The sequence below is a fragment of the Microbacterium esteraromaticum genome, from assembly GCF_014084045.1.
Taxonomy (GTDB): domain Bacteria; phylum Actinomycetota; class Actinomycetes; order Actinomycetales; family Microbacteriaceae; genus Microbacterium; species Microbacterium esteraromaticum_D.
Window position 1 is genome coordinate 2,124,196 of sequence record NZ_CP043732.1, and the last position, 19,525, is coordinate 2,143,720.

At 70.5% G+C, this 19,525-nt stretch carries 16 protein-coding genes and 1 riboswitch; of the genes, 5 read left to right on the forward strand and 11 right to left on the reverse strand.

The genetic code is table 11. From position 1 onward, the window contains the following. Nucleotides 1-64: 64 nt before the first annotated feature. On the reverse strand, nucleotides 65-1,534 hold the full coding sequence (locus FVO59_RS09995; protein WP_259363152.1) for a L,D-transpeptidase family protein: 1,470 nt from the start codon (nucleotides 1,532-1,534) through the stop codon (nucleotides 65-67). Nucleotides 1,535-1,710: 176 nt separating this feature from the next. On the opposite strand from FVO59_RS09995, the gene FVO59_RS10000 reads away from it, so the two are divergent. From FVO59_RS10000 to FVO59_RS10010, 3 genes are read left to right on the forward strand one after another with little or no spacing between them, the layout of a single operon-like run. Continuing rightward, the gene (locus FVO59_RS10000; RefSeq protein ID WP_182252503.1) at nucleotides 1,711-2,892 is read left to right on the forward strand and encodes an ROK family transcriptional regulator; all 1,182 of its coding nucleotides are present in this window, start codon (nucleotides 1,711-1,713) and stop codon (nucleotides 2,890-2,892) included. After that, nucleotides 2,889-3,854 carry an ROK family protein gene (locus FVO59_RS10005; RefSeq protein ID WP_182252504.1) on the forward strand — a complete coding sequence of 322 codons (966 nt, stop codon included), beginning with the start codon at nucleotides 2,889-2,891 and terminating at the stop codon, nucleotides 3,852-3,854. Before FVO59_RS10000 ends, FVO59_RS10005 begins: the two co-directional genes overlap by 4 nt. Next, entirely contained in the window at nucleotides 3,847-4,626 is a 780-nt protein-coding gene (locus tag FVO59_RS10010) for a glucosamine-6-phosphate deaminase (protein ID WP_182252505.1), read from the forward strand. Before FVO59_RS10005 ends, FVO59_RS10010 begins: the two co-directional genes overlap by 8 nt. A 78-nt stretch (nucleotides 4,627-4,704) precedes the next feature. On the opposite strand, the gene FVO59_RS10015 is transcribed toward FVO59_RS10010, so the two are convergent. The 7 genes from FVO59_RS10015 to FVO59_RS10045 form a co-directional block, all read right to left on the reverse strand. Continuing rightward, the gene (locus tag FVO59_RS10015; RefSeq protein WP_182252506.1) at nucleotides 4,705-5,100 is read right to left on the reverse strand and encodes an NUDIX hydrolase; all 396 of its coding nucleotides are present in this window, start codon (nucleotides 5,098-5,100) and stop codon (nucleotides 4,705-4,707) included. Next, nucleotides 5,093-6,454 (reverse strand): FAD-binding oxidoreductase, encoded by a 1,362-nt coding sequence (locus FVO59_RS10020; RefSeq protein WP_182252507.1) that lies wholly within the window; start codon nucleotides 6,452-6,454, stop codon nucleotides 5,093-5,095. The genes FVO59_RS10015 and FVO59_RS10020 overlap by 8 nt, the downstream gene beginning before the upstream one ends. Before the next feature lie 24 nt (nucleotides 6,455-6,478). Further along, nucleotides 6,479-6,850 carry a YrdB family protein gene (locus FVO59_RS10025; RefSeq protein ID WP_182252508.1) on the reverse strand — a complete coding sequence of 124 codons (372 nt, stop codon included), beginning with the start codon at nucleotides 6,848-6,850 and terminating at the stop codon, nucleotides 6,479-6,481. 41 nt (nucleotides 6,851-6,891) lie between these two features. Next, complete coding sequence (locus tag FVO59_RS10030) at nucleotides 6,892-8,631, reverse strand: sigma-70 family RNA polymerase sigma factor (protein WP_182252509.1); 1,740 nt, start codon at nucleotides 8,629-8,631, stop codon at nucleotides 6,892-6,894. A 488-nt stretch (nucleotides 8,632-9,119) separates the two neighbouring features. Further along, the gene (locus FVO59_RS16635) at nucleotides 9,120-11,093 is read right to left on the reverse strand and encodes a sigma-70 family RNA polymerase sigma factor (protein ID WP_182252510.1); all 1,974 of its coding nucleotides are present in this window, start codon (nucleotides 11,091-11,093) and stop codon (nucleotides 9,120-9,122) included. A gap of 233 nt (nucleotides 11,094-11,326) precedes the next feature. Continuing rightward, a complete protein-coding gene (locus FVO59_RS10040) occupies nucleotides 11,327-12,514 on the reverse strand; it encodes an N-acetylglucosamine-6-phosphate deacetylase (protein ID WP_182252511.1) in 1,188 nt (395 codons plus the stop codon). Continuing rightward, nucleotides 12,511-14,028, reverse strand: coding sequence for a beta-N-acetylhexosaminidase (locus tag FVO59_RS10045; RefSeq protein ID WP_182252512.1), 1,518 nt, complete (start codon nucleotides 14,026-14,028; stop codon nucleotides 12,511-12,513). The genes FVO59_RS10040 and FVO59_RS10045 overlap by 4 nt, the downstream gene beginning before the upstream one ends. A 72-nt stretch (nucleotides 14,029-14,100) precedes the next feature. Beyond that, nucleotides 14,101-14,183: riboswitch (ZMP/ZTP riboswitch) on the forward strand. A 36-nt stretch (nucleotides 14,184-14,219) separates the two neighbouring features. Between FVO59_RS10045 and glyA the strand changes: the two genes are divergently transcribed. Beyond that, on the forward strand, nucleotides 14,220-15,494 hold the full coding sequence (gene glyA, locus FVO59_RS10050) for a serine hydroxymethyltransferase (RefSeq protein WP_182252513.1): 1,275 nt from the start codon (nucleotides 14,220-14,222) through the stop codon (nucleotides 15,492-15,494). Between the two features lie 115 nt (nucleotides 15,495-15,609). After that, the gene (locus FVO59_RS10055) at nucleotides 15,610-16,497 is read left to right on the forward strand and encodes a bifunctional methylenetetrahydrofolate dehydrogenase/methenyltetrahydrofolate cyclohydrolase (RefSeq protein ID WP_182252514.1); all 888 of its coding nucleotides are present in this window, start codon (nucleotides 15,610-15,612) and stop codon (nucleotides 16,495-16,497) included. Nucleotides 16,498-16,525: 28 nt separating this feature from the next. On the opposite strand, the gene FVO59_RS10060 is transcribed toward FVO59_RS10055, so the two are convergent. The 3 genes from FVO59_RS10060 to FVO59_RS10070 form a co-directional block, all read right to left on the reverse strand. Further along, entirely contained in the window at nucleotides 16,526-17,248 is a 723-nt protein-coding gene (locus tag FVO59_RS10060; RefSeq protein WP_182252515.1) for a DUF6882 domain-containing protein, read from the reverse strand. A 104-nt stretch (nucleotides 17,249-17,352) separates the two neighbouring features. Next, complete coding sequence (locus FVO59_RS10065) at nucleotides 17,353-18,582, reverse strand: MFS transporter (RefSeq protein WP_182252516.1); 1,230 nt, start codon at nucleotides 18,580-18,582, stop codon at nucleotides 17,353-17,355. A gap of 134 nt (nucleotides 18,583-18,716) precedes the next feature. Then, nucleotides 18,717-19,511, reverse strand: coding sequence for an IclR family transcriptional regulator (locus FVO59_RS10070; protein ID WP_182252517.1), 795 nt, complete (start codon nucleotides 19,509-19,511; stop codon nucleotides 18,717-18,719). Nucleotides 19,512-19,525: the final 14 nt, after the last annotated feature.

The window sequence follows — 19,525 nt, forward strand, 5'->3', positions numbered from 1 at the left end:
AGAGGCCGGATGCTCAGCATCCGGCCTCTTCTGCGTCGGCGGGCGTCTTCGCGCGCCGCGTGGATCAGTCGTGGACCCAGACCTCGGTGCCCTTGGTCGCGAACTCCCACACGTACCGAGCGGCGTCGACCGGCATGTTCACGCAGCCGTGGCTCATCGGCGTGCCGAAGTTGGAGTGCCAGTACGTGCCGTGCAGAGCCTCATCTCCGTTGTAGTACGAGATGTACGGCACGTTCGGCGTGTAGTAGTACGGGGCGACCGAGGTGTCCTCGCGGCCCATGTTCTGCGTCCTCAGCTGCGCGTAGACGCGGAAGCGACCCTTGTCGGTCGCGTTCGCGCCCTTGCCGGTGGACACCGACCACGACTTCACGAGCTTCTCGTTCTCGTACAGGTAGGTGCGCTGCTCGCTGAGATCGACCTCGACCCGACGGAACAGGTTGGTGGCCTCGAACGGCGTCGACGTCACGGTCAGCGCGAAGGCGGCGTCACCGCTGCCCAGCTTCTCGGCGAAGTCGGCCGCGGTCGTGGAGGTGTCGCCGAGCACACGGCCGTCCTTGCCCTCGGTCAGCGCCTTGAGCACCTTGCCGCCGGAGTCGACGATGTTGCTGGCGTTGACCACCTCGCGATTCACCTGGGCGGGGAGGGTTTCGACCACGGTCTGGATCTTCGCCGGGTCGGCGGTGATCTCCAGCTCGCCGTCGACCGCCTCGACGGTGAGCCACGACGCGACGACCTCCGGAGCGACGGGGACGGTGCGCTCCTCGCCGACGTAGAAGCCGGCGTTCGCGAGCATCCCGTTCAGCTTCTCGACGGTGGTGGCGGCCTTCGCGTCGGTGATCAGGGGGTCGACCTCCGCAGGATCGCCGGAGTACTCGAACGAGGTCTCGCCCGCGGCGAGGGCTGCGGTGAACTCGGCGGCGAGGTCGTCGACCGAGATGCCGGTACCCGGCTCGGCGGGCGTGGCGACGTAGGTCTGGGCGGTGGCGTCGAAGGCGACCGTCGCGTCGGTCGCGGGGGTGTAGCTGGCGGGCACGGCGGCGCGCAGCGCGCTGTCGGCGACCTCGGCATCGAGGGTCACCTCCGCCGTGATCGGCTCGCCCATCCAGGCGCCCAGGTTCCACATCGGGCGATCCGCGAAGGCCTGGTCGACGAGGGCCGTCGCGTCGACACTCGCGCCCAGGTCAGCGCCGGCCACGGTGGTGCCCTCGCCGGCACCGGTCAGTTCCGCCTCGGTCGAGGCCAGCCGCGAGCTGACCGCCTCTGCCGCCATGCCGGGGGTCATGAAGCCGACCGGAACCCCGGCCACGGTGGTGCCAGGGGCGATGAGCAGGAGCGACGCCGCGCCGGCGGCGATCACGAGCGCACCGGCGCCGAGGCCGACCCACAGACCTATGCGGCGCTTCTTCGGGGCGGGCTCCATCGGCGCCCACTCCATGGGCTGAGTGCCGTCGATCGGCGGCTGCGCCATGGCCGTGTCGTCCGGTGAGACGGCGTTCGACTGGCCGGTCCCGGGGCCGGAGATCAGATCGGTCACGGACTCACCCCCCTCGATGCTTCGTGACGTGTCTTTTCATGGTACGGGACAGGGGGTAACGAGGAGGCAACGTCCACCGCCGACCGAGGTGACACGGGTAACGTTTCGGTAAAGCGGCGCCTGCATCCCTCGTTCGCGCTTGCGTGGACCAGGGTTCGTAAGGTGTACTAACAAATATGAGTATTCCGATCGATCGTCGAGGATCCACCCCCGTGCAGGCGGTCATCAGCGCCTCTTTCGGCGGGGGGCGTGGCCTGCGCACGACGGGCAAGGTCCTGCCGGAGCAGGCCCGCTCGCACAATCGATCGCTCGTGCTGCAGACCCTGTTCCACGGCGGTGAGATGAGTCGTGCCGACCTGTCGCGTGAGACCGGCCTCACCCGGGTGACCATCTCAGATCTCGTCGCGGAGTGCATCGCCGACGGCATCGTCCGCGAGATCGGCGTGCGCGAGGTCGCGGGCCCCGGCAAGCCGCCGATCGTCATCGACATCGACCGCGAGGGCCACCAGATCATCGGCGTCGACCTGTCAGGCACCGACGCGTTCCAGGGGGCGGTGCTCAACCTCGACGGGCGCATGCTGCACCGCCGCACCGTCTCGCTGCCTGCTCACGCCGAACCCGAGCAGGCGTACGCGGCCGTGGTCGAGCTGGTGCGCGAGCTCATCTCCGCGGCCGACCGGCCCGTGCTGGGCGTCGGGGTCGGGAGCCCGGGGATCGTCCGGCCGGACGGCACGGTGCTCAGCGCTCCCAACCTCAGCTGGAGCGACCTGCCGCTCGAGCAGCGGCTGCACGACGAGTTCGAGCTGCCCGTGCTCGTTCGCAACGACGCGAACGCCGCAGTGCTCGCGGAGTACACATTCGGTGCCGCGCGATCCGATCTGATGCTGATCCGCATCGGCCGCGGCGTCGGCGCAGGCCTCATAGCCGGCGGGCAAGCCGTCGTCGGCGGACGCTTCGCGGCAGGGGAGATCGGGCATGTCGTCGCAGGCACGGACGATGGTCCGCTCTGCGCCTGCGGCAACCGCGGATGCCTCGAAGCCTGGGTCAACGCGCCGCACCTCACCGGTCTGATCGAGGCCGAGCCATCGCGTCGCGCGGAGATCCTCGCCCAGGCGGGAACGAGGCTGGGCATCACGATCGCCCCGATCGTCGCAGCCCTCGACCTCTCGCAGGTCGTGCTCGCGGGCTCGCCCGCGCTGCTCGGCGAGGAGTTCGTCACCGCCGCGACGCGCACGCTGCACGCCAGGACCCTCGACGGCGTCTTCGCCGATGTCGAGATCCGCCTCACCGAGCAGCGCGACATCGTGCTGAGGGGAGCAGCGGTGATGGTGCTCTCGGCGCAGCTGGGGGTGTCATGACCGGAATCGCCGGCAGCGGCATCCGCATCGGCCTCGACGTCGGCGGCACGAAGATCGCCGGGCTGGCCGTCGCCGACGACGGGACGCACCTGGCCGCCGTGCGTCGCCCCACAGGCTGGGGCGACGCCGCGGTCGTCGACGGCGCAGTCGCCGCGGTCACGGCGCTGATCGAGCAGCTGGGGGAGTCGTCCCGGAGCATCCGATCGATCGGCATCGGCATCCCGGGTCTGGTGGACGCGTCCGAAGGTCTCGTGCTGCACGCGGTCAACCTCGGCGTCGCCTCTCTCGGCCTCGCCTCGAGGGTGCGCGAGGCCCTCGGCATCCCGTGCTTCGTCGAGAACGACGTGAAGGCCGCCGCACTCGGCGCAGCGTCGCTGCGGCCGGGCGCCGAGCCGATGGCATACCTCAACCTCGGCACGGGAGTCGCGGCCGGCCTGATCATCGGCGGCCGCATCTGGCGCGGTGCGCGCGGCACCGCGGGAGAGGTCGGCCACCTCGTCGTCGACCCTCAGGGTCGCGTATGCGGGTGCGGGCAGCGCGGCTGCATCGAGACCCTCTGCGGCGGCGGTGCGCTGGCCCGCGCGTGGGGTCGCGGCGGCGACCTGCCCGTGAAGGACATCCTCGACGCGGCCGACTCCGGCGACGAGAGAGCAGCCGGCCTGCGCGCTGACCTGTTCCGCGGAGCAGCGGCCGCCGTGCGCGCGCTCGTGCTCTCCACGGATGTCGAGACGGTCGTCATCGGCGGCGGACTCACCGCACTCGGTCCGCGCATCGAGCCGGGCATCCGCGCTCGACTCCGCAGCGATGCCGCCGAATCGCCGTTCATGCAGTCGCTTCACCTCGATGAGAGAATCGAGCTGCTGACCGGCGACTCACCGGTCGCGGCCATAGGCGCTGCACTGCTGGGCGCCGCGATCGCAGTGCCCTCACCCCTCGATAAGGAGATGCCCTCCCATGGCTGAAGTCGTGATCCTCGACAGCAGGGCCGCCGCCGGCGCCCTCGTCGCAGATGAGATCGTCCGACTCATCGACGACGTGGAGAGCCCTGTGCTCGGCCTCGCCACGGGCTCGACCCCTCTGCCGGTGTACGAGGCGCTCCGCGAGAGGCTGGCGGGCCACGACGTCACGCACGTGCGCGGCTTCGCGCTCGACGAGTACGTGGGACTCGACGTCTCGCACCCCGAGAGCTACCGCTCCGTCATCACCCGCGAGGTGATCGAGCCGCTGGGGCTCGATCCCGAGCTGGTCCGCGTCCCCAACGGTGCGCTCGAGACCATCCGCCACGCCGGAGACGACTACGAACGGGAGATCATCGAGGCGGGCGGTGTCGACCTGCAGCTGCTGGGGATCGGCACCGATGGCCACATCGGCTTCAATGAGCCTGGTTCGTCGTTCGCGTCGACCACGCGGCTGAAGACCCTGACCGAGCAGACCCGAGAGGACAACGCGCGCTTCTTCGACTCGATCGACGAGGTGCCCCGCCATTGCATCACTCAGGGACTCGGCACGATCCTTCGCGCTCGCCACCTCGTGCTGCTGGCGTTCGGCGAGGCGAAGGCCGACGCGGTCGCCGCCGCCCTCGAGGGGCCGATCAGCGCGGTGATGCCTGCCTCGGCCGTGCAGCTGCATCCGCACGTCACGGTGGTGCTCGACGAGGCCGCGGCGTCGAAGCTCGAGCTCGCCGACTACTACCGCTACACCTACGACAACAAGCCGTCCTGGCAGGGCATCTGACGCAGCCCGGATCCTGCCGCCGGGCTCTGCCCCCGGCGGGAGGATGCAGGCGGACGGCCCTGGCGACGGTGAGCTGGTTCAGGCCCAGGCGATCGGCAGCAGGTGCTCGCTGCTGAGCGGCGCGAGCGGCACGCTCGTCCAGTCCCCGCGCTCGAGCCATCGCAGCTCGGCCAGCTCCGCCTGCACCACGACGTCTTCCGCCTGGGCGCGCAGCGCGAAGGCATCGGCGACGACCCGATGATCAGGCTCGTTCGCCGCCGCCGACACGAAGGTGCCGAGCGGAGTGAGATCGGCTTCGTCGACGCGCAGGGCGAGCTCCTCGTGCAGTTCGCGGATCAGCGTCCGCGCGGCGCTCTCGCCTGCCTCCGGCTTGCCGCCCGGCTGCATGAACCTCGTCGTGCCGCGCTTGCGCACGACAAGCGCGCGCCCGCGGTCATCGACGATGACGGCGGCGCTGACGTGGATGTCAGGCATCGGGGAACACCTTTCCCGGGTTGAGGATGCCCTGCGGATCGAACACCCGCAGGATCTGCTGCTGGATCTCCCACTGGTCGTCACCGAGCTCCTCGGCGAGCCAGCGACGCTTCAGGATGCCGACCCCGTGCTCTCCGGTGAGCGTGCCGCCGAGGCGGATGGCGGCACGGAACAGCTCGTCGGCGGCCGCCCAGATGACCGGAGGCACCGTCTCGCCCTCGAACACGAAGTTCGGGTGCAGGTTGCCATCGCCCGCGTGCGCGACGGTCGGTATGCTGACGCCGAACTCCCGCTCGATGCGTGCGATCTCGTCGAACATCGCGGCCATCGCGCTTCGTGGCACCGCGACGTCCTCGATCAGGGTGGTTCCCAGAGATGCCATCGCCGGATGCATGGAGCGGCGCACGGCCAGCAGCCGCTCGCCCTCGGCCGGGTCGTCTGACATGGTGACTGCAGCGCCGGCGGACTCGAGCACCTCGGCGATGCGGTCGGCCTCCTCCCTGGCGGCGGGGCCATCGGTCTGGATCGTCAGCTGCGCGGCACCCGCCGCGGGTGCCGGAAGGCCCAGGAGCGCGTGCACGGCGACGAGGGACGCGGCATCCATCAGCTCCATGATCGCCGGCTGCACACCCGCGGCGGTCACCGCGGATGAACCGGCGGCGGCATCGCGAACCGTCGGGAACGAGGCCACCATGGTGCAGACGAGGCCCTGAGTGAGGCGGCGCAGCTTGAGGGTCGCGCCCACGATGACTCCCAGCCGACCCTCGGAGCCGATCACGAGGGACGTGAGGTCCAGACCCGTCACACCTTTCACTGTGCGGTGGCCGAGTCGCAGCATCCGGCCGTCGGCGAGAACGATGTCGACGCCGAGTACGGCGTCGCGGACTACGCCGTACTTGGCGCAGAGCAGCCCGCCGGCGCCGGTTGCGATGTTTCCCCCGACGGTCGAGATCTCTCGGCTCGCCGGATCCGGTGGCCACCACAGACCGTGCTCGGCCAGGTGGGCGTTCACGTCGGCGTTCAGGATCCCGGGCTCGACGACGGCGAGCAGGTCGTCCGGTCGCACCTCGAGCAGCCGGTCCATCCGCGCCGTCGACAGCACGATCTCTCCCGGCCCGGCGTTCGCAGCACCGGCGAGCCCGGTTCCGGCTCCGCGCACGACCACCGGGGTCCTGGTCTCCGAGGCGATGCGCATGACCTGCTGCACGTCGTCCACCGAACGGGCGCTGACGACGGCCAGCGGCGCGCCGGCGGAGCGGTGCCCGCTGCGGTCGGCACGCGCGTCCTCGAGGGCGGGCGCCGAGGTGTCGACTCTGTCGCCGAGTTCGCTGATCAGGCGTGCGACGACGGACATGGCGGCAGGTTCTCTTCGCGAGGCTCAGCCCAGCGCGCGTCGTCCGGCGATGACGCCCGACGTGACGGCGACGACGGCGAACGCGATTCCGGCCCACGTCTGGCCGATCGACCACCAGGCGAGCGTGACGCCCACGTAGATGAGCACTTCGACGAGAGCGCGAAGGAACGGGTGCAGACGGAGCACGGGGCGCGGCGACAGGAAGAGCGCCCAGATCAGCAGCGTGACGAGGGGCGCGCCGACCCCGACGACGATGTTCCACGGCATGTCCCACTCGCCGAAGCCCCACAGGGCGAGCGACGCGAGGGCGGCGAGCAGCACCAGCACACGGATGATGTCGAGCGGTGTGACGGCGGGGCGCTGCACGCCCGGTTCGGCGGCGGAGTGCGAGGACATGCCCCCAGTCTATTCGGCGCGGCCGACGGGCATCCCCGACGTCATTCGTCCGGCGTGCCCTCGTCCTCCGGGACGACGGGGGCGGCCAGCGCGGACTGGGCGAGCTGCAGGAGCTGCTGCAGACCGGACACCGTGCAGTCCGCCGACTCGCCCTGATAGCAGAAGCGCACGGCCACGTCGTTGTCGACATCGCTGCGGTGCGGGAAGATCTCGGCGACGCCGAAGCCGGAGCCGTCGAGGGAGACGGTCTCCATCGGGAAGCCCTCCACTCGCATCCAGACCTCGACGATCTCGTCGGGCTCGCCGATCAGGGGGATCGAGAAGGCGTAGCCCTTGGGCGTCTGGAGCACGGTCGGCACGCCGACCTCGATGTCGCTGGTCTCTCCGCCGGGATCGGGCGTAGGAGTCGGCTCAGGCGTCGGTGTAGGAGTGGGCTCGGGCGTCGGCGTCGGCGTCGGAGTGGGCTCGGGCGTCGGCGTGGGCTCCGGTGTCGGAGTGGGTGTCGGCGTCGGAGTGGGCTCGGGGGCGGGGATCGGAGAGGGAAGGATCGGCCGCGAGGCGAGCGGAGCCTCTTCGATCACCGGGGCCGGCGGAACCTGCGGCGCGGGTTCGACCTCGCGCTCATCGTCGTCGACCTCGATGATCAGAGGTGCGTCTGCGGTCATCGAGTCGTCGGGCGCGACCTCGGAGGCGATGGACGACGAATCGGGTTCGGCGGCGCTCGGACGCGAGGTCGCGGGGCTGGCGCTCATCATCGCGGGCACCACGGCGGCGGCGGCCACCACTCCGGCCACGATGAGCGCGGCCGATCCGGCACCGACAAGTGCGCCGATCCCGGAGACCGAGCCGGAGGTCGTCGCGCCGGCACCTGCTCCGGAGGCACCGGCTGAGGCTCCGGCGAATGTCGCGCCGCCGGCGCCCGTCACGACGACCGCGCCTTCGACGACGCTGCTCGGCATCGCGGCGAGTGCGACGACCGGGGTCGATCCGCTCTGCAGCGACGCGAGGTAGGCGCCGGCACCCCCGACGCCGAGCACCAGCGGCAGCAGCACGAGGGCGAGGCGACTCGAGACGTCCTGCGCCTCGGCCGCGACGATCATGCACCGCGCGCAGGATTCGAGATGCCGGTCGACCCGCTGCTGCGCGCGGGATCCGAGGTTGCCGCGTGAGTGCGCGCCGAGGTTCTCGATGGTCCAGTGGCACTCCGACCCCTCGCCTGCGCTGCGCAGGTGCGCCTGCACCCACGCCTCGCGCAGCCCCTCGCGGGCGCGGAAGCTCAGCTGCGACACCGCACCGGCGCTCATGCCGAGCAGCGGGGCGATCTCAGCAGGCTTCATCCGCTCGATCTCGGAGTACCAGAGCACCTCCTGCCAGCGGGAGGGCAGAGAGCGGAAGGCCTGTGCGGTCAGTCCTCGGTCGAGCGCCTCATCGGCGGCGGAGTCGGTGGACGACGGGTCTGGCACGGTGTCCAGCTCGTCGATCGGGGTCTCGCGGCGTGCGCGACCCCAGGCGGCCGCGGTGTTGCGGATGCTCGTGAACAGGTATGCGCGGAACGACCCGTTGGGCCCGCCGCCCTTGAGGATCGCCTGGTAGATGCGGGCGTACGACTCCTGCACGAGGTCGTCGGGGTCGATCGAAGAGGTCACCGAGCGGGCGACCGTCATTCCGGACGGGTAGTGACGACGCCAGAGCTCGCCGAACGCGTCGGTGTCGCCGGATCGCGTGCGCAGCACGAGGTCGGCGTCAGCCAGCGCCTCGCTGCTCGTGTTCTCGATCGTCACGCCCTGTCCTCACCTCGTCTCGCGGGAACGCTCTCACAAGAAGAGACGCGTGAATGCTCGTTTCATCACGCGTCTCTTCCATTCTCACCCGAAATCGGCAACCTGGCCACCCCTGTGGAGAAGTAGGAAGAGCGCTCCCACGCATCTCCGGAAGTTTTTTGTCGAAACCGCGTAATGAATCCGCGGAGGCGACGTCTCTTCATGCAGAGCAGGTCTGACGCACCACCGGGGGGCGGCTGCGGAGGGCCTCCGGTGCTGGGGATGCGCCGCGGTGGGCTCGGCCGGAAGCCTCGGGGGAGGAGTTCTCGGCCACAGTCGGCTCAGGGGAACAGGAGGGCCGCTGCACTGGGGAGTGCGGCGGCCCTCATTCCGTCTGCGCAGGTGCCCGTTCTGTCTGCGCGGGTGCTCGCCGTCGCGTTCGCGGCCCGCACCGGCGATCACCTCGTCGACCGATCAGTGCTCCGGCACCCAGACGCGACGACCCACCGTCACAGCGCTGTCGGTGTCGGAGCCGACACGGTGCTCGCCAGCGCCATGAGCGTCTCCTGGGGAACGAGCTCGTATCTGGCCACGACCACCGGGGCGCCGGCCTGGTCCTGATCGGCGGGTCGCCCCGGCTCGGTCGGCGCAGCGACACCACCCACGGTCTCCTGGTCGACGGGTGTCTCGGGGTCGACGGGTGTCTCGGGGTCGACGGGTGTCTCGGGGTCGACGGGTGTCTCGGGGTCGACGGGTGTCTCCGGGTCGACGGGTGTCTCGGGGTCGACGGGTGTCTCGGGGTCGACGGGTGTCTCCGGGTCGACGGGCGTCTCGGGGTCGACGGGCGTCTCCTCGCCCTCGCCGAGCTCCGGTGCGTGCAGGGTCCACAGTGCGACCGTCGTCCACGGGCCGGGTCGCCCATCGACGATCTCACGGAAGCCGACGGGCACGTTCGACATCAGCTCCACGGGGTTGGGCTGGATCTCGGCGACGCCTCGGCCGTCGTCGTCGAGCACGATCTCCGCGCCGCGCGCCTGATTGCTGCCCAGCCACACCTGCACGGTCGTTCCTGCGGTGCCTCTGATCGGGATGACGTAGAACACCCGCCGGCCCTCGACGCGCAGCGTGGTCTCGCCCCACGACATCGCTGTCGTCGGAGGGACTGGCGGCGGCGCGACGACCGGCGCCGGTGGCGCATCCGCTGCCACGGATCCCTCCCTGACGACCGGCTGCACGGGCGACGCCGGGTCGGCAGGAGCAGTCGGAGCGGGAGCGGCAGCCTCCGGATCCGGAACGGCGGGCTCCGGAGCAGCCGGCGTCTGCGCGGGCAGCTCCTGCTGCGGAGTGGGCGTCGGACCAGGCACGACGATGACCTCGGTCGGCGGTGCGACCGCGGACATCGGTGCCGCTGTTGTGGTGTCGTGCGGTGCCGGCGGCAGGATCGACGCCGCTGCCACCACTCCGGCGACGACGAGTGCCGCCGAGCCGACGCCGATGAGAGCGCCGATGCCCACGTGTACTCCGCCGACGACGAGGCCCGATCCTGATGCCGCCGCCACGGACGCGCCCGTCTCCGCTGCGATGAGGGCGGATCCGGATGCGCCCGCTCCAGCTGCGGTCGATCCGGATGCGACGACTGCGCCCTCTACGACGCTGCTTGGCATGCCGGCGAGTGCCACGATGGGCGCGCCGCCGCCCTGGGCGGCCGCGAGATACGTCGATGCCCCGGCGACGCCGACGGTCAGCGGCAGCAGCACGAGCGTCAGGCGACTGGAGACGTCGGTCGCCTCTCCGGCGGCGACCATGCAGCGGGTGCACACGGCGAGATGCCGCTCTGCCCGCAGCTGCGCGCGCCCGCCGAGCGACCCTCGCGCGTAGGCGCCGAGGTGGCCGATGAGCCACTGGCAGTCCGATCCCTCGCCGGCCTGGCGCACATGCGCTTCGATCCACGCCTCGCGCAGGCCCTCGCGTGCGCGGAAGCTGAGCTGCGAGACGGCGGGTGCAGTCATCCCGAGCAGCGGCGCGATGTGGGAGGGCTTCATCTGCTCTATCTCGGTGTACCAGAGCACCTCCTGCCATCGAGAGGGCAGCGATCGGAATGCCTGGATGGTCAGACTGCAGTCGATCGCCTCGCTGACCGCAGCATCGGTCGAAGACGGGTCGGGCAGAGAGTCGAGCTCGTCGATCGGCGTCTCGCGCCGCGATCGTCCCCAGGCCGCTGCCGTATTGCGGATGCAGGTGAACAGGTACGCGCGGAAGGCGCCGACCGGACCGCCGCCCTTCACGATCGTCTGGTAGATGCGCGCGTACGACTCCTGCACGAGATCGTCGGGATCGAATGCGCCCGTGATCGACCGCGCGACCGTCATGCCTGCCGAGTGATGCCGTCGCCACAGCTCGGCGAACGCATTCGTGTCGCCGTCCCGCGTGCGCCCCACCAGTTCGATGTCGGATACCGCCGCGTGCACGTCTGCCTTCGTCATCAACGCTCGCCCTCCCCAGGAACAACGTCAGCGCGACGGCTCGCCGATGGCTCGCGGCCGGAAGCTGCAGCGACGGTCGAGCGTCACGCCTGTCGGACGAGGGTACTGGCGGCGCAGGCTCAGCCCGGAGGGCTGTAACCCGCGATGGGTCGCCAGGGCGACGGAGCCCACGGATCCGGGGAAGTGGCGTAATGATCCGGCGAAAGCGGTGTCTGACGCGGCGAAGACGACCTTCAGCGAGGGATGGAGCCGCCCACCCACACGGCAGCCACCTCGTGGTCGGCACCGAGCAGCACTGCATCGGCGAGATAGCCCGGCTGCAGCAGACCGAGGGACGCGCCGTACCCCACGGCGGCGGCGGGGGTCGCCGTGAGCGCGCGCACCGCATCGCCGAGCGCGACGCCCGCCTCGACCGCACGTCGCAGCGCGACGTCCTGTGTGAGCGTCGACCCGGCGATCGAGCCGGTGTCGTCTGTCCTCGCCATGCCGTCCTTCACCGTCACCTTCACGGCGCCGAGGTCGTAGTGCCCGTCGGCGCTGCCGGCCGCGGCCATGGCATCCGTGATCAGCGCGACGCGACCGGGGGCGACATCGAAGAGCAGCTTGATGACGGGCGGTGACAGATGGAAGTTGTCGGCGATGCCCTCGAGCACGACTCGATGGTCGGCCGCCGCGGCGAGCACGGGACCCGGCGCGCGGTGGTGGATGCCGTTCATCGCGTTGAACGCATGGGTGAGGATCGAGGCGCCGGCCTCGAATGCCTGGCGGGCGATCGTCTCGTCTGCGTCGGTGTGCCCGACGGCCGCAGCCGCCCCGGCCGCGACCACCGCCCGCACCGCGTCGATTCCGCCGGGAAGCTCGGGGGCGATGGTGACCTGTCTGACCGTGCCGCGGCCCGCATCGAGGAGCCGCGCCACGTCGGAGGGCTCGGGGTGCCGCAGCAGCGACGGCTCATGCGCTCCCTGGTGCCCCGGGTCGAGGAACGGCCCCTCGAGGTGGCTGCCGAGGATGTCGGGGTCGGTCTCGGTGAGGTCGGCGATCGTCGCGACCGACGAGGCGAGCTCGTCGACGGTCGCGGTGACCAGCGAGATGACGGCGCGGGTCGTGCCGTGCGAGCGATGCATCCGGCGGCCGCGACGGATCGCCTCGACGCCGTCGTCGTACGCGGCCCCCGCACCGCCATGGCCGTGGATGTCGATGAAGCCAGGGGTGAGCACGGCATCCGGACCCGCCACGGCATGGGCGTCGACGACGTCGTCGGCTGGCGTCCAGTCGCGGCCGGTGCCGCGGGCGACGACGCGTCCGGCTTCGAAGCGCACCCAGCCGTCCTCTGTGACGGAGCCGTCGCCGTCGACGATCCGCGCGGAGTGGATCACCCGCGAGCCGCGGGTGTCGGTGATGATCGTTCGCTCCAGGGTCATCGTGCGCTCCAAGGGATCTCGTCGACGGGATGGAATCGGATTCGCTCAGACTGCCACAGCGGCGACAGCCTGCCCACGCGCTCGCGGAAGTCGCCCCAGTCGCGTGCGGTCTCGCCCGGCTGCGACCAGGCGAGCTCCGCAACGGCCGCGATGCGCGGGTACATGAGCAGTTCGGCATCCGGCAGGCTGCGCACGGTCTCGCTCCACAGCGGGGCCTCGATTCCGGCGATCGCCTCATCGGGCAGATCGAGAAGCGCTGCCGGATCCCAGCCGTAGGCCCGCTCGACGCTCACCGTGCCCGCCCAGGCGAGTCCGAGCGGGAAGTCGGCGTCGTACTTCATGTCGAGGTACGCGGCATCCGATGGCGAGAGCACGATCTTCCCGCCGCGGGCGACGAAGTGCGTCGCATGGGCGGCGTGCGTCTGCTCAGGGGCGAGCGAACCCCAGTACTGCCCGACGGTTCCCTCGGCCAGCGCCGGTGCGGCGCCGGCTTCGTGCCAGGCGACCGGGATGCGGCCGAGCTCGCGCACGATCGACGTGGCGCGTTCGATGGCGTACGCGAAGTCGTCGGCCGAGGTGCCGAGCGACTCGTCGCCGCCGATGTGGATCCATGGCCCAGGAGACATCTCGGCGATCTCGGCGAGCACGTCGCGGACGAAGTCCCAGGTGCGCTCGTCGCGGATGCGGAGGCTCGAGTGTCCGACTCCCCAGCCGGTGTACGGCTCGCCCTTCACTGGCAGCGCATGCCCGAGGCGCTCCGCATCGGCGAGCAGCGCAGGGTGCAGATGGGGTTCGTCGACGAGGTCGGGATAGGCCACGCCGACAGCGTGCGTGTGGCCCGGCAGGTCGATCTCGGGGATGACGATGATGTGGCGGGATGCCGCATGTGCGACGATCTCGCGGAAGTCCTCCTTGGTGTAGAAGCCGCCCTGGTCTCCTGGATCGGCGGCGAACCCGGACGCCCGCTCGGTGAGCAGCGGCCAGGCGTCGATCTGGATCCGCCAGCCCTGATCGTCGCTGAGGTGCAAGTGCAGGCGGTTGAGCTTGAGCGCGGCGGCGCGGTCGATGACGGTCTTCACCTCGTCGACGGGGAAGAAGTGCCTGGCGACGTCGAGCATCAGCCCGCGGTGTGCGAACCGCGGTGCGTCTTCGATCCGCACGGCCGGCCACCCCCAGCCCTCGCCGGTGGCGGAGACCAGCTGGATCAGCGTCTCCACGCCGTGCTGGAGCCCCGCAGAGTCGGCGCCCGCGATGTCGACGCTCTCTCCCACGATGAGGCGGTAGCCCTCGGCATCCGGGATGGTGTCGTCGACGCGCAGCACGACGGTCGCGTCGGAGGCGTCGTCGGCCCAGCCGGGGCGGATGCCCGTGCGCCGGGCCACGGCGTCCTGAAGGCGCTCGACGGCGGCGGGCGGACCGGACACGGTCGTGCCGGTGCCGATCATGAGGACGTCGTCGCCGAAGTCGACGGACGTGGGCGCGGGAACCAGCCCCGACGCAACAGGAAAGACCATGAACAAAATCTATCCCGACCCGGATCGAATGTGACGCCGCGGAGTCGGCTGCACGGGGCCGATCCGCTAAGCTTCTTGCGTCGCGACTGGCGTCTGGGTGGGTCACCACCGGGGAGCGGCCTCATAGGAATCGACCGCGCGCCTGGGCCGATGAGGAACACCCCTAATTCCCTTGTGAACAGGAGACTGTCATGACCGACCGCTACTTCAACGCCCCGCTCGCCGAGGTCGACCCCGAGATCGCCGAGGTCCTCGACCGGGAGCTCGCGCGTCAGCAGACCTTCCTCGAGATGATCGCATCCGAGAACTTCGTGCCGGTGTCGGTGCTGCAGTCGCAGGGGTCGGTGCTCACCAACAAGTACGCCGAAGGCTACCCCGGCCGTCGTTACTACGGCGGCTGCGAAGAGGTCGACGTCGCGGAGGAGCTGGCGATCGCCCGCGCCAAGGAGCTCTTCGGCGCCGAGTTCGCCAACGTCCAGCCGCACTCCGGCGCGACCGCCAACGCCGCCGTGCTGCATGCCATCGCTCGCCCCGGCGACACCCTGCTCGGACTCTCGCTCGACCAGGGCGGTCACCTCACGCACGGCATGAAGATCAACTTCTCGGGTCGTCTGTACGACATCGTCGCCTACGGAGTGAACCCCGAGACCTCGACCATCGACATGGACGAGGTGCGCCGCCTGGCCGTCGAGCACAAGCCGAAGGTCATCATCGCCGGCTGGTCGGCCTACCCGCGCACCCTCGACTTCGCCGCGTTCCGCGAGATCGCCGACGAGGTGGGCGCGCTGCTCTGGGTCGACATGGCGCACTTCGCCGGTCTTGTCGCCGCGGGCCTGCACCCCAACCCGGTGCCGCACGCCCATGTCGTCTCGTCGACCGTGCACAAGACCATCGGCGGCCCGCGCTCGGGCTTCATCCTCACCAACGACGCCGACATCGCCAAGAAGATCAACTCGGCCGTGTTCCCCGGCCAGCAGGGCGGGCCGCTCATGCACGTGATCGCCGCCAAGGCGACCGCGTTCAAGATCGCCGGCACCCCGGAGTTCAAGGAGCGCCAGGAGCGCGTGCTGCGCGGCGCGGCGATCATCGCCGACCGCCTGTCACAGCAGGACGTCAAGGACGCCGGGATCGCCGTGCGCTCGGGCGGCACCGACGTGCACCTCGTGCTCGTCGACCTGCGCGACGCCGAGATCGACGGCAAGCAGGCAGAGGACCTGCTTCACGAGATCCACATCACCGTCAACCGCAACGCCGTGCCGAACGACCCGCGTCCGCCGATGGTCACCTCGGGGCTGCGCATCGGCACGCCGGCCCTGGCCACCCGAGGCTTCGGCGACGCGGAGTTCACCGAGGTCGCCGACGTGATCGCGCTCGCGCTGCAGCCCGGCGCCGACGTGGAGGCGCTGCGCGCCCGCATCGACGCGCTCGCCGGAGCCTTCCCGCTCTACCCGGGCCTCCAGCAGTAAGCATCCGGAACCCACCCGCGAGACGTCACCTCCGGCACGAGACGGGGCGCACGGCGCGCCGTCTCGTGCCGGAGGTGAGGTCTCGCCGGTATGACAGCGGAGAGAAGAGGCAGACATGACTGCGAAGATCCTCGACGGCAAGGCAGCGGCCGCCGCGATCAAGACCGAACTGGCGGAGCGGGTCGCGGCGCTGCGCGCACGGGGCGTCGTGCCCGGCATCGCGACCGTGCTGGTCGGCGCCGACCCGGCGTCGCAGCTGTACGTCGGCATGAAGCACCGCCAGTCCGAGGCGATCGGGATGAACTCGATTCAGCGCGAGCTGCCCGCCGACGCCACCCAGGCCGAGGTCGAGGCGCTGATCGACGAGCTCAACGCCGATCCGGACTGCCACGGCTACATCGTGCAGCTGCCGCTTCCCAAGCACCTCGACACCGACGCGATCCTCGAGCGGATCGACCCCGCGAAGGACGCCGACGGCCTGCACCCGACGAACCTGGGCCGCCTCGTGCTCAACGTCAACGGTCCGATCCACACTCCGCTGCCCTGCACGCCGCGAGGCGTGATCGAGCTGCTGCTGCGCAACGGTCAGGACCTCGAGGGCAAGCACGTCGTGGTCGTGGGCCGCGGAGTGACGATCGGACGCCCGATGGGCCTGCTGCTCACGCGCCGCGCGATCAATGCGACGGTCACGCAGGTGCACACGGGCACCCCCGACATGTCGCCCTTCCTGCGTCAGGCCGACGTGATCGTCGCCGGTGCGGGGGTCAAGCACCTCATCAGGGCCGAGGACGTCAAGCCGGGTGCCGCTGTGCTCGACGTGGGCGTCACGCGCGAGACGGATGCCGAAACCGGCAAGGCGAAGGTCTACGGCGACGTGCACCCGGATGTCGCCGAGGTCGCCGGCTGGATCTCTCCCAACCCGGGCGGGGTGGGGCCGATGACCGTCGCCCTGCTCATGACGAACGTGGTCGAGGCCGCCGAGCGGCAGGTCGCGGCGGGCTGACTCCGCGTCGGCGACCCGGCGTCGGGGCTCAGGCCCCGCCGAGCGCGCCGCTGATCCCGCTGATGCGCGCGTACTGGTCGAAGCGGAAGGTCGCCGCGCCCGTGGTGTCCGACACCTCCGCCGCGGAGAACTCGTCGTCGAGCCACGCCAGCCGCCAGCCGGCGAGGCGAGCGAGGTCCCACACGGACGAACGCGGATCGGTCGGCGCCAGCTCGGTGAGAACACGGGGGAGCGCTGCGAGGGCAGCGGCGACGGTGAGCGGAGGCAGGGGCGCATCGAGCAGCAGCACGGCTCGCGAGCCTCCGCCGAACGGCGCTGAGTAGTACGGCGAGCGACCGGTGATCTCGACGGCGGCGCCGCCGATCACGTGGGCGATCTCGGCGATCCAGTCGTCGATGCCGTCGGCCGCGTCATCGGGGAACGGGACCTCGCCCTGAGTCAGTTCGGGGATGCCGTGCTGCTCGCCGTACGCACGCAGCTCGTCGGTCACTCCCGTGCGATCGCCCTGCGGCAGCGCCCACGACCAGACCAGCGAGCGCGGACCCGGTGCGATCGATGTCAGCAGGTGCGGGATCGCGTCGATCGTGGTCGCAGGATCGTCATTCGAGGCGAAGGTGAACGTCCCGGCGGCGAGGTCGACATCCCATCGGTGCTCTCCCAGCGACCCGGTCGCGGTCGCCAGCTGATCCTGGCGGAGGGCTGTGAAGATGGCGGCGCGGTCGGCGAGCGCGCGAAGGGTCTCGAAGCTCATCCCGCCAGTCTGGCGGAGGTTGCTGTGACGCGCCGACGCGCTGCCTGCGAGATCGCTATGCCGCGCGGCGAGCCTCGTGATCCGCTGACCGCTCGGAGCAGTGATCAGCTCCTGACGGTCGCCGCCTCGGTCCGGCCCATCTTCCACACACTCGGCACGAAGGTCGTGCTCGCGGCGATCACCGCGTACAGGATGCCAGAGGTGATCAGCACCGTCGCCGGCTCTGCATGGGTGATCAGCCAGCCGTAGACGAGCGTTCCGATCGGCATGACGACGAAGCTGCCGAGCATGTCGTAGCTCGACACCCGGCTCAGCTTGTCGAGCGGGATGTTCTCCATCATCGCGACGTTCCAGCCGGTGCTGAACACCTCGGCGCCGGCGCCGGCGAGGAAGGCTGCGATCGCGACGAGGACCACGGCCGGGTGCACGCCGAGCATGGTCAGCGGGATCGCGAAGAGGCTCATGCCGAGCATCCCGTACCGCAGCGGGCGCTTCAGGGGGAACCACATCAGCACCAGCGTCATCAGCAGCACGCCGACGCCCTCGGCGCTGACCACCCAGCCCCAGCCCGCGATGCCCAGCCGCTCGTCGTTCTTCGCGATGTACGGGCCGACGACCCCCCACGCGCCGACGTGGATCGCATTCATGATCATGAACGCGAGCACCACGGCGACCAGCCAGGACCGGCTCCAGAACTCGGTCCATCCGGTGCGCAGATCGGAGAACAGCGAGAAGCCCCCGTCGCCGGCGGGCGGAGGCAGCCTGACCATCGCCAGGATCGGGATGGCGATCAGCCAGCCGGTCATCTGCACGACCATCGCCCAGGCGGGGCCGGCCGTGGTCACCAGGATGCCGGCGATCACCGGTCCGCCGATGGTCACCGCCGAGCGCACGAACGAGAGCATGGCGTTGGCCTGCTGCAGGTTCTCAGGACTCGTCAGCTGCGGGATGATGCCCTGCATCGCGGGCATCACGAACGCGGTCGAGGCGCCGTTCAGCGCGGCGAGCGCGGCGACCGCCGGAATGCTCGCGGTGCCCGTGAAGAGCAGCAGGGCGATCGTGCCGATGGAGAGGATGTCGATCACGTAGCAGACCTGGATGACCAGCGCGCGGGGGAGCCGGTCGGCGACGACCCCGCCGAACAGCACGAACACGATGTTGGCCAGCGTGAACGCCGTCAGGACGAGCGAGAGGCTGAACGGGTCGTTGTCGATCTCGAGCACTGCGAAGGCAAGAGCGATCGACGACATCGATCCTGTCACCATGGTGATCGCGCGTGCGAGGAAGAACCAGCGGAAGTTGCGGTCGGTCATCGCCGCGAGGCCGCGGTTCACGACGTCATCCTCGGAGGCTGCATCCGTTCATCCTGGCACGGCGCGGAGCCCGGCTCCGTCACCCGTGCGCGACACGCGAGATCCGAGGCCGACCGGGGGTCAGCCGTCGGTGGGGATCGACGGCAGGAGCGGTTTCAGGCGTGGGTCCTCCGCTGAGGCGCGTGTGCGGAGAGGAGGCCGCCGATCTGCTGCGCGGTGCGCAGCAGATCGTCGAGATGATCGCGGATGTCGCCGAGCTGCTCGCGCTTGTGCTCGCCGATGCTGATGGACCCGATCGGACGTCCCGCGACGAACACCGGGGCGGCGAGGGCGCGGGTGTTCAGGTCGTATTCGCCCTCGGAGTACGCCCAGCCCGTGTCGGCGACCTTCTGCATGTCGGCTTCGATCTCTGCGGCGTCGAGGGCGGTCAGGTCGCTGAACTTCGCCAGCGGCCGGTGATACATGAGCTGCTGCCGCTGCCCGGCCGAGAGGAACGCGAAGTACGCGCGCGAGGTGGCGCCCGCGTGTGCGGGGTAGAGCTCGCCGACGAGGGGGTGATCGCGCATGGGACTGGTGCCCCCGTCGACGGCGGCGACGCACCGCACGTACGAGCCGTCGGCCAGGGCGAACACCGCGGTGCGCGACGAGGCGTCGGCGAGCTCGGCGAGCAGGGGCTCGACGAGCGACGCCATCCCGCCGCGACGCTCCCAGGTCGAGGCGATGCGCCACAGGGCGGGACCGAGCCGATAGCGCCGCGTCGTCGAGTCGGCGTGGAGGAATCCCCTGGCGGCCAGCGTGCTGAGCAGACGCTGAGCGGCGGACTTGTCGAGGTCGAACTCCTTCGCCAGATCGGTGACGCCCCAGTCGGTGCGTCGCTCGGTGAACGACAGCAGGATGCTGAGCGCTCGGTCGACGGTCTGCAGCGGCGCTCGCCCGCTCGAATCGGCCATGTCTTCCTCCCCCT

Coding starts and splice junctions, on each gene's coding strand:
- FVO59_RS10000 (WP_182252503.1), top strand. CDS start 1,711: ATGAGTATTCCGATCGATCGTCGAGGATCCACCCCCGTGCAGGCGGTC.
- FVO59_RS10005 (WP_182252504.1), top strand. CDS start 2,889: ATGACCGGAATCGCCGGCAGCGGCATCCGCATCGGCCTCGACGTCGGC.
- FVO59_RS10010 (WP_182252505.1), top strand. CDS start 3,847: ATGGCTGAAGTCGTGATCCTCGACAGCAGGGCCGCCGCCGGCGCCCTC.
- FVO59_RS10015 (WP_182252506.1), bottom strand. CDS start 5,100: ATGCCTGACATCCACGTCAGCGCCGCCGTCATCGTCGATGACCGCGGG.
- FVO59_RS10020 (WP_182252507.1), bottom strand. CDS start 6,454: ATGTCCGTCGTCGCACGCCTGATCAGCGAACTCGGCGACAGAGTCGAC.
- FVO59_RS10025 (WP_182252508.1), bottom strand. CDS start 6,850: ATGTCCTCGCACTCCGCCGCCGAACCGGGCGTGCAGCGCCCCGCCGTC.
- FVO59_RS16635 (WP_182252510.1), bottom strand. CDS start 11,093: ATGACGAAGGCAGACGTGCACGCGGCGGTATCCGACATCGAACTGGTG.
- FVO59_RS10040 (WP_182252511.1), bottom strand. CDS start 12,514: ATGACCCTGGAGCGAACGATCATCACCGACACCCGCGGCTCGCGGGTG.
- FVO59_RS10045 (WP_182252512.1), bottom strand. CDS start 14,028: ATGGTCTTTCCTGTTGCGTCGGGGCTGGTTCCCGCGCCCACGTCCGTC.
- glyA (WP_182252513.1), top strand. CDS start 14,220: ATGACCGACCGCTACTTCAACGCCCCGCTCGCCGAGGTCGACCCCGAG.
- FVO59_RS10055 (WP_182252514.1), top strand. CDS start 15,610: ATGACTGCGAAGATCCTCGACGGCAAGGCAGCGGCCGCCGCGATCAAG.
- FVO59_RS10060 (WP_182252515.1), bottom strand. CDS start 17,248: ATGAGCTTCGAGACCCTTCGCGCGCTCGCCGACCGCGCCGCCATCTTC.
- FVO59_RS10070 (WP_182252517.1), bottom strand. CDS start 19,511: ATGGCCGATTCGAGCGGGCGAGCGCCGCTGCAGACCGTCGACCGAGCG.